The organism is Lentiprolixibacter sp. (assembly GCF_982873095.1).
In genome coordinates this window covers 1-6,783 of sequence record NZ_CEYNTP010000155.1, presented here as the reverse complement: position 1 = coordinate 6,783, position 6,783 = coordinate 1, and the positions used below count along the sequence as shown (strand labels likewise).

Sequence of the window (6,783 nt, the reverse complement as noted above, 5' to 3'; positions counted from 1 at the left end):
GTTCTCATCGTGGCCCTGCTGTATTTTATATCCATTGATAAAATCATTTTCCTGCACCATCCGCATGGCCATCACGGCAAACTGCGCAGAATCGTTTTCAAAAAGCGTTACGAACATTCCGGCCAAATAGACCAGCAGTATCAGAATGATGAATATCCAGAAACGGGTCCGGGAAATCATAGGCGAAACTTGAGTAGGGCAAAGTTAACTAACCTGGAAAAAGTCCATCCGAATAGTCCCCCGACCAAAAGGCCGGTGATAATATCCAGGGGGAAATGTACCCCGATATAGATCCGGCTGTAGGCCACAAGCAGCGCCCAGAGGATCAGTATAGCTTTTAGGTAACGAAATCGCTGCTTCAATAAAATACCGAAGAACAGGGCAATGGCAAAGGAATTGGCCGCATGTGCCGAAAAGTAGCCGTATTTGCCGCCACAACTGGCTTTTACAAGGCGATACTGATCTCCCAGTTCCGGATCGTAACAGGGCCGTAAGCGCATCACTCCATATTTAAAGAAATTCGCCAGCTGGTCCGTGCAGGTTATTAAAAGGGCTACGCTGATCAACACCACCAGGGTTTTCTTCCAACCGAAGTGATTGTAAGTGAAAAAGAGAAGCAACAAATAGAGGGGTATCGAGGTCCATTTGTTGGTCAGGAACATCCAGAAGCCATCCCAGTTTTCCGACCCCATCTGATTGAGAAACAGGAACAATTCTTTGTCCAGTTGAATAAGTTCCTCCCACATTTGGTTTAGCTTTCGTATCGACTTACTTCACGATCGTAAAAGGCAACCGCTTGCTCGATCAATTTTTCCGCTTCCACTGAGAGTTCCTCCTCATCTTCGCGGGTGAAATCTTCCAACCACTCTACTTCATCGTTCTCCAGGTTGATGATAAATCGGGGATAAGCCGTATGGACGATAAATATTGCGTCAGGAAAATCCGTATTGTCTCCCAGTAGAAATTTAGGCAATGTCATGGTAGATGTTCTTTTGGTGGCCAACTCATGCGGCGATCATCCGCCTGGTCAAATAATTAAATCGAATATACAACATTATCGCTGATGCGGTAAGGCCCGAGAGCAGTCCTATCCAGATACCTACACTTTTTAATTCAGTGAATAGCCCAAGGTAAAAACTCAGGGGAAAACCTACCACCCAGTAGGCAATAAAGGTGATCAGCGTGGGTATCTTAACGTCCTGAAGACCTCGAAGGGCCCCCAGGATAACGACCTGTAGACCATCGGAAATCTGGAAAAATGCAGACACCAGCAGCAGTTGGGCAGCAATGCCGATAACCTCAAGATTGTCTGCCTGGTTAAGCAGGTCTTGTTCATCGAGATAAAGCGTGGGGAACCAAAATCGGCCCACAAGAAAAAGGGAGGCAAAAACGATCTCCAGTAACAGGGTCATGAAAAAAATCGACTGTGCGATCCGCCTCAGTTCCGGAAAATCCCGTAAGCCCTTTTGGTTGCCCACACGTATCATTGCCGCAACCCCAAGCCCCATTCCGAACATGAAGGTCATACTACTCAGGTTCAAAGCAATCTGGTTGGCCGCCTGAGGGTTTTTACCCAGCACTCCGCTCAACCATATGGCAGCGGTGAAGATGGCCACCTCAAAAAACATTTGCAGGGCAGACGGAAATCCCAGGCTGATAATCTTTCGTATGGCCGCAGCTTCCAACTTGCGGAAATTGAAGCCGGTTACAAAGTCGTGAAATTTCTTCCGGTTTTTCAACAAAAACCAGAGGAAGAACAGCATGATCAACCGGGCTACCAGGGTTCCAATTGCCGCCCCTATGATCCCCAGTTTGGGGAATCCCAGGGCGCCAAAGATCAAAAGGTAGTTGAGTATAATGTTGATCACGTTCGCAAGCACCGTGGCATACATCGGGTACTTGGTCTGCGAAAGCCCCTCTGCAAATTGTTTGAAGGCCTGAAACATAATCAGCGGGACCAGTGAAAAGGCAACGATATCCAGATAGGGAATCGCCAGGGTTACGACCTCCTCGGGTTGATCCATATACTGCATCAGGGGTTTTCCAAGAAGGATTACCCCAAAAAGTAAGAGTCCTAAAACTGTACACAGGACAAGACCATGTTTCAAGGCGTTCTTCCCGGCCTTCTGATCCCCGGCACCATCGGCCTCCGCCACGAGGGGCGTAATTGCTGTTGAAAAGCCAATCCCCAGCGACATAGCCACAAACACAAAACTGTTTCCGAGCGAAACGGCTGCTAGTTCTGCAGTCCCCAGTTGGCCCACCATGATATTATCTGCCAGGGCCACAAACGTATGTCCCAGCATCCCGAGGACCACCGGTGCTGCCAGTCGGGTGTTATAGCGAAACTCTTTGGTGTACTGACGGAACAATATGTTGATTTTTGTTTATATCAGGCAGGTTATTTGTGTTCCTTGGCCTCTTCCCAATACACATCCATCTCCGCCAGAGACATTTCCTTTAAGGTCTTTCCTGCTTCCCGCGCTTTATTTTCCAGGTACGTGAAGCGTTTCATAAATTTCTTATTGGTGCGTTCCAGTGCATTTTCCGGATTGATGTCGAGAAAACGCGCGTAATTCACCATGGAAAAAAGAACGTCTCCGAACTCGGCCTCCATACGGTCACTGTCCCCGGATTGTACTTCATGCTGTAGCTCCTCCAACTCTTCCTTGAGTTTTTGGAAGACCTGTTCAGGTTGTTCCCAATCGAACCCAACTCCTGCTACCTTGTCCTGGATGCGGTTGGCCTTGACCAGGGCGGGAAGGCTGTTGGGAACCCCTTCCAATACACTTTTCTTCCCTTCCTTTAATTTAATAGCTTCCCAGTTTTGCTTGACTTCCTCCGCATCGGATACAGTGACGTCCCCATAAATGTGCGGGTGACGGTGGATGAGTTTCTCGCTGATCACATGCGCTACGTCCGCGATATCAAAATCCCCAGTTTCTGAGCCGATTCTGGCATAGAAGAAAATATGCAGCAGCAGGTCCCCCAGTTCCTTTTTGATTTCCTGTACGTCGCCGTCCAGGATGGCATCACCCAACTCATAAGTCTCCTCAATGGTCAGGTGCCTGAGGCTTTTCATGGTCTGTTTCTTATCCCAGGGGCACTGCTCCCTGAGTTCATCCATAATGGTGAGTAACCTGTCTAGGGCCTGTAGTTGCTCTTCCCTGTTATTCATGCTATCGGAATTTGCGCAAAAGTACAAAGAACAGGGTTTGGGCATCGGCATTTTTTGGTGTATTTTTAATTAGACGAACTTCCCAAAGCCAATAGGCTGAGGCCTAATTCCCTATCCCAATGCGTTATCGGAAATTTTGCTATCTGTTACTCCTCCCACTATTCTTTAGTTGCGGCCCATCAGAAACCTTTGATGTGCTCATCCGTAACGGAATGATATACGACGGCTCAGGCGACCCGGCTTACCTGGGCGACATAGGCATCAGGGGCGACAGTATCGCTTCAATCGGCAACCTGGTTGATGCAAAAGGCAAACAGGAAATCGATGCAGAAGGCAGGGCGGTAGCTCCCGGGTTTATCAACATGCTGAGTTGGGCGAATGTGAGTCTTATTGAGGACGGGCGTTCTCAGGGAGACATCCGTCAGGGGGTTACCCTGGAAGTCCTTGGGGAAGGCCGTTCCATGGGGCCATTGAATGAGGCTATGAAAGCGAATATGAAAGAGGGTCAGCAAACCATTACGTATGATATCAAATGGACCTCCCTGGGCGAATACCTGGAATATCTCGAGAAAAAAGGGGTGTCCACGAATATCGCCTCCTTTGTAGGGAATGGTACACTTCGCGAATATGTTATGGGATACCAAAATCGTCCACCCAGCCAGGAAGAAATGGACCAGATGAAAAAGCTGCTGCGGCAGGCGATGGAAGAAGGTGCTGTTGGAATGTCTACTTCCCTAAGTTATGTACCCAGTGGCCATGCCCAGACCGAAGAAATTATAGAACTGGCTAAAGTAGTTGCCGAATACAACGGCATGTACATTTCCCACATCCGGGATGAGGAAGGTAAATTACTTGAAGCCGTAAGGGAACTTATACGTATATCCGATGAAGCCGATATCCCTGCCGAAATCTACCATTTTAAAGCTTCCGGCAATGCCAACTGGGGTTTACTGGACGAAGCAATTGCCGTGGTTGACAGTGCCAGAAATGCAGGACTGCACATTACCACAGATATGTATATGTACAACGCGAGCTCAACAGGCCTCAATGTATTGCTCCCTGCCTGGGCCAAAGAAGGAGGGCATAAAAGTACTATGGCACTTATCGAACAACCCGATAAAAGGGCCCAGATGATGCGGGAAGTGGATTTCCATGTACCCCCTGAAAATATACTTCTGGTCGGCTTTCGGAATGAAAAACTGCGGAACCTCATCGGCCAAACCCTGGCAGAAGTGGCAGCAAGCCGGGGAATTTCTGCGGAAGAAGCTATCGTAGACCTGATATACGAGGACAATAGCCGGATACAGGTGGTTTATTTTTCAATGTCAGAGGATAATATCAAGAAGAAATTGGCACTGCCCTATATGTCCATATGTTCAGATGCCGGATCCTATACCAATGAAGGGGTTTTCACCTTGCAAAGCACCCACCCAAGAGCCTATGGGTCCTTTGTGCGGCTGCTGGGGCATTATGTACGGGAGGAGAAGGTCATCCCCCTGGAGGAGGCCATTTACAAGCTTACCACCCTGCCAGCTACCAACCTAAAATTACAGCGTCGGGGGGCGTTGAAGTCCGGCTACTTTGCGGATATTGTGATTTTTGACCCCGAAACCGTTCAGGACCATGCCACCTTTGCCGAGCCGCATCAGTATGCCTCCGGGGTCATCCATGTTTTTGTGAATGGTACCCAGGTACTAAAGAACGGGGAGCACACAGGGGCTTTTCCCGGAAGGGTAGTCCGGGGACCGGGCTGGAAACAGGAAGCACCCCTGATCGCTGACGGGGCGGAGCTAAAAGTGGTAGCAGACGATTTCAGTTTTACTGAAGGACCGGCTGTGGATCCCATGGGTAACGTTTACTTTACGGACCAGCCAAATGATCAGATCCTGAAATGGTCTGTAGACACTGGGGAAGTTTCGGTATTTATGAAACCTGCCGGCAGGGCGAATGGCCTGTATTTTGATAATCAGGGCCAACTGCTCGCTGCAGCTGATGAGAAATTTGAATTGTGGAGGATCAATGACAAGAAAGAGGTGGAGGTGTTGCTGTCACAATATGATGGACAAAATTTGAATGGCCCCAATGATATATGGGTGGACCCAAAAGGTGGTATCTATTTTACCGATCCTTATTACCAGAGGCCCTGGTGGACCAGGAAAAAGAAAGAAATCGAACAGGAACGGGTCTACTACCTGCCGCCGGGCAGCCGGGAACCCATGATTGTTGTTGACGATTTTGTACAACCCAACGGCCTTATTGGGAGTCCTGATGGCAAAATCCTGTATATAGCAGATATCGGGGACAACAAAACCTATTCCTACCAGATCGAAGAGGATGGGCAGCTTACGAACAAAACCCTGCTGGCGGAAATGGGATCTGACGGCATGACGCTGGACAGTCAGGGCAATGTATATTTAACTGGAAATGGGGTGACCGTTTTCAACGCGTCAGGTGAAAAAATCCTCCATATACCCGTGCCCCAGGATTGGACAGCAAATGTGACTTTTGGAGGGAAGGAGCAGAACACTTTGTTCATTACCGCAATGAATAGTTTGTATACCCTTGAGATGAACGTAAAGGGAGTTAGGTAGATCGGTTGACCGAGGAACACAAAGCAAAAGGAAAATGTGCTACGATATTAAGGCAAGTCTGGAAGCCCAGCTCAAACGGGCCAGGCGATATGGCGATCAGGAGGCTGTAAGGGAGATCGAGGAAAAATTGGTTCCCTATACCGATCTGCCTTTGTATCACGCCTCAGGATTTCAGCACCCCAGGCTTTTGATCTACACAGACAGGTCCCCGAAATTTCCTGAAGTATCCGTCTGGGGATTGGTGCCCCACTGGGTGAAAGACCAGGCACAACTAAAGAAGTTGTGGAACAATACGCTTAATGCCCGCGGGGAGACCATATTTGAGAAACCTTCCTTTCGCTGGGCAGCCCGGCATAGCCGATGCATCATTTATGTGGATGGGTTTTACGAACACCACCACTTCAAAGGAAAAACCTACCCATTCTATTTGCAGCGAAAAGATCAACAACCCATAGCCTTTGCCGGTCTCTGGAGTGAATGGACAGACCCCGATTCCGGAGCAGTGAGCAATACATTTAGTATTGTTACCACGGAGGGGAATGAGCTGCTCGCAAGGGTACATAACAACCCCAGGATCAAAGGACCCAGGATGCCCTTGATCTTACCCGATGAGATGGCCGACAAATGGCTTGAACCTCTTGCGGACGAACTGGATATCAAAGCCTTGCAGGAGCTGATCCAATCTTATCCCGCGGAGGAATTGGAGGCCTATACGGTGCACAGATTAAGAGGTAAAGAGTATCGGGGTAATGTTCCTGAAATCAATGAACCCGTGACCTACGAAGAACTGGTATTCTGATTTCAAAACCTGATTATTTTACCAGGTCAAAGATTCTCGTGTATTTAATAATAATACTATTGTTGAGCGGACTGCCGTCCTGAAGGTTGTGATTGTACACCACAAATAAGCCAGTATTGGCACGTTGTAACCAGCTGAAACGGATATTGGCTGCCCAGAGTGTTCGGGTGGAATTGTTCTGTATCAGCCCCTGCACAAACATGGTAGGGGTAAAA

At 48.5% G+C, this 6,783-nt stretch carries 8 protein-coding genes; 2 read left to right on the top strand and 6 right to left on the bottom strand.

All coding sequences use genetic code 11. The features are described 5' to 3' along the window. The 5 genes from AC4E7D_RS09850 to mazG form a co-directional block, all read right to left on the bottom strand. The coding region (locus tag AC4E7D_RS09850) for a hypothetical protein (protein WP_490173630.1) at nt 1–180 on the bottom strand (180 nt) is incomplete at its 3' end. Further along, nucleotides 177–746: a phosphatase PAP2 family protein gene (locus AC4E7D_RS09845; RefSeq protein ID WP_490173629.1), complete on the bottom strand. Its 570-nt coding sequence runs from the start codon at nt 744–746 to the stop codon at nt 177–179. The genes AC4E7D_RS09850 and AC4E7D_RS09845, both read right to left, overlap by 4 nt. Before the next feature lie 5 nt (nt 747–751). After that, nucleotides 752–979 carry a DUF8828 family protein gene (locus tag AC4E7D_RS09840; protein WP_490173628.1) on the bottom strand — a complete coding sequence of 76 codons (228 nt, stop codon included), beginning with the start codon at nt 977–979 and terminating at the stop codon, nt 752–754. 25 nt (nt 980–1,004) lie between these two features. Beyond that, complete coding sequence (locus tag AC4E7D_RS09835; protein ID WP_490173627.1) at nt 1,005–2,372, bottom strand: MATE family efflux transporter; 1,368 nt, start codon at nt 2,370–2,372, stop codon at nt 1,005–1,007. Between the two features lie 29 nt (nt 2,373–2,401). Then, nucleotides 2,402–3,178, bottom strand: coding sequence for a nucleoside triphosphate pyrophosphohydrolase (gene mazG / locus AC4E7D_RS09830; RefSeq protein ID WP_490173626.1), 777 nt, complete (start codon nt 3,176–3,178; stop codon nt 2,402–2,404). A 119-nt stretch (nt 3,179–3,297) separates the two neighbouring features. Between mazG and AC4E7D_RS09825 the strand changes: the two genes are divergently transcribed. Both AC4E7D_RS09825 and AC4E7D_RS09820 read left to right on the top strand, forming a co-directional pair. Then, nucleotides 3,298–5,769 (top strand): SMP-30/gluconolactonase/LRE family protein, encoded by a 2,472-nt coding sequence (locus AC4E7D_RS09825; RefSeq protein ID WP_490173625.1) that lies wholly within the window; start codon nt 3,298–3,300, stop codon nt 5,767–5,769. Nucleotides 5,770–5,803: 34 nt separating this feature from the next. Further along, nucleotides 5,804–6,568: an SOS response-associated peptidase gene (locus AC4E7D_RS09820; RefSeq protein ID WP_490173624.1), complete on the top strand. Its 765-nt coding sequence runs from the start codon at nt 5,804–5,806 to the stop codon at nt 6,566–6,568. Between the two features lie 13 nt (nt 6,569–6,581). Here the strand turns inward: AC4E7D_RS09820 and AC4E7D_RS09815 are convergent. After that, nucleotides 6,582–6,783: hypothetical protein (locus AC4E7D_RS09815; protein ID WP_490173623.1), on the bottom strand; the 202-nt coding region annotated here is incomplete at its 5' end.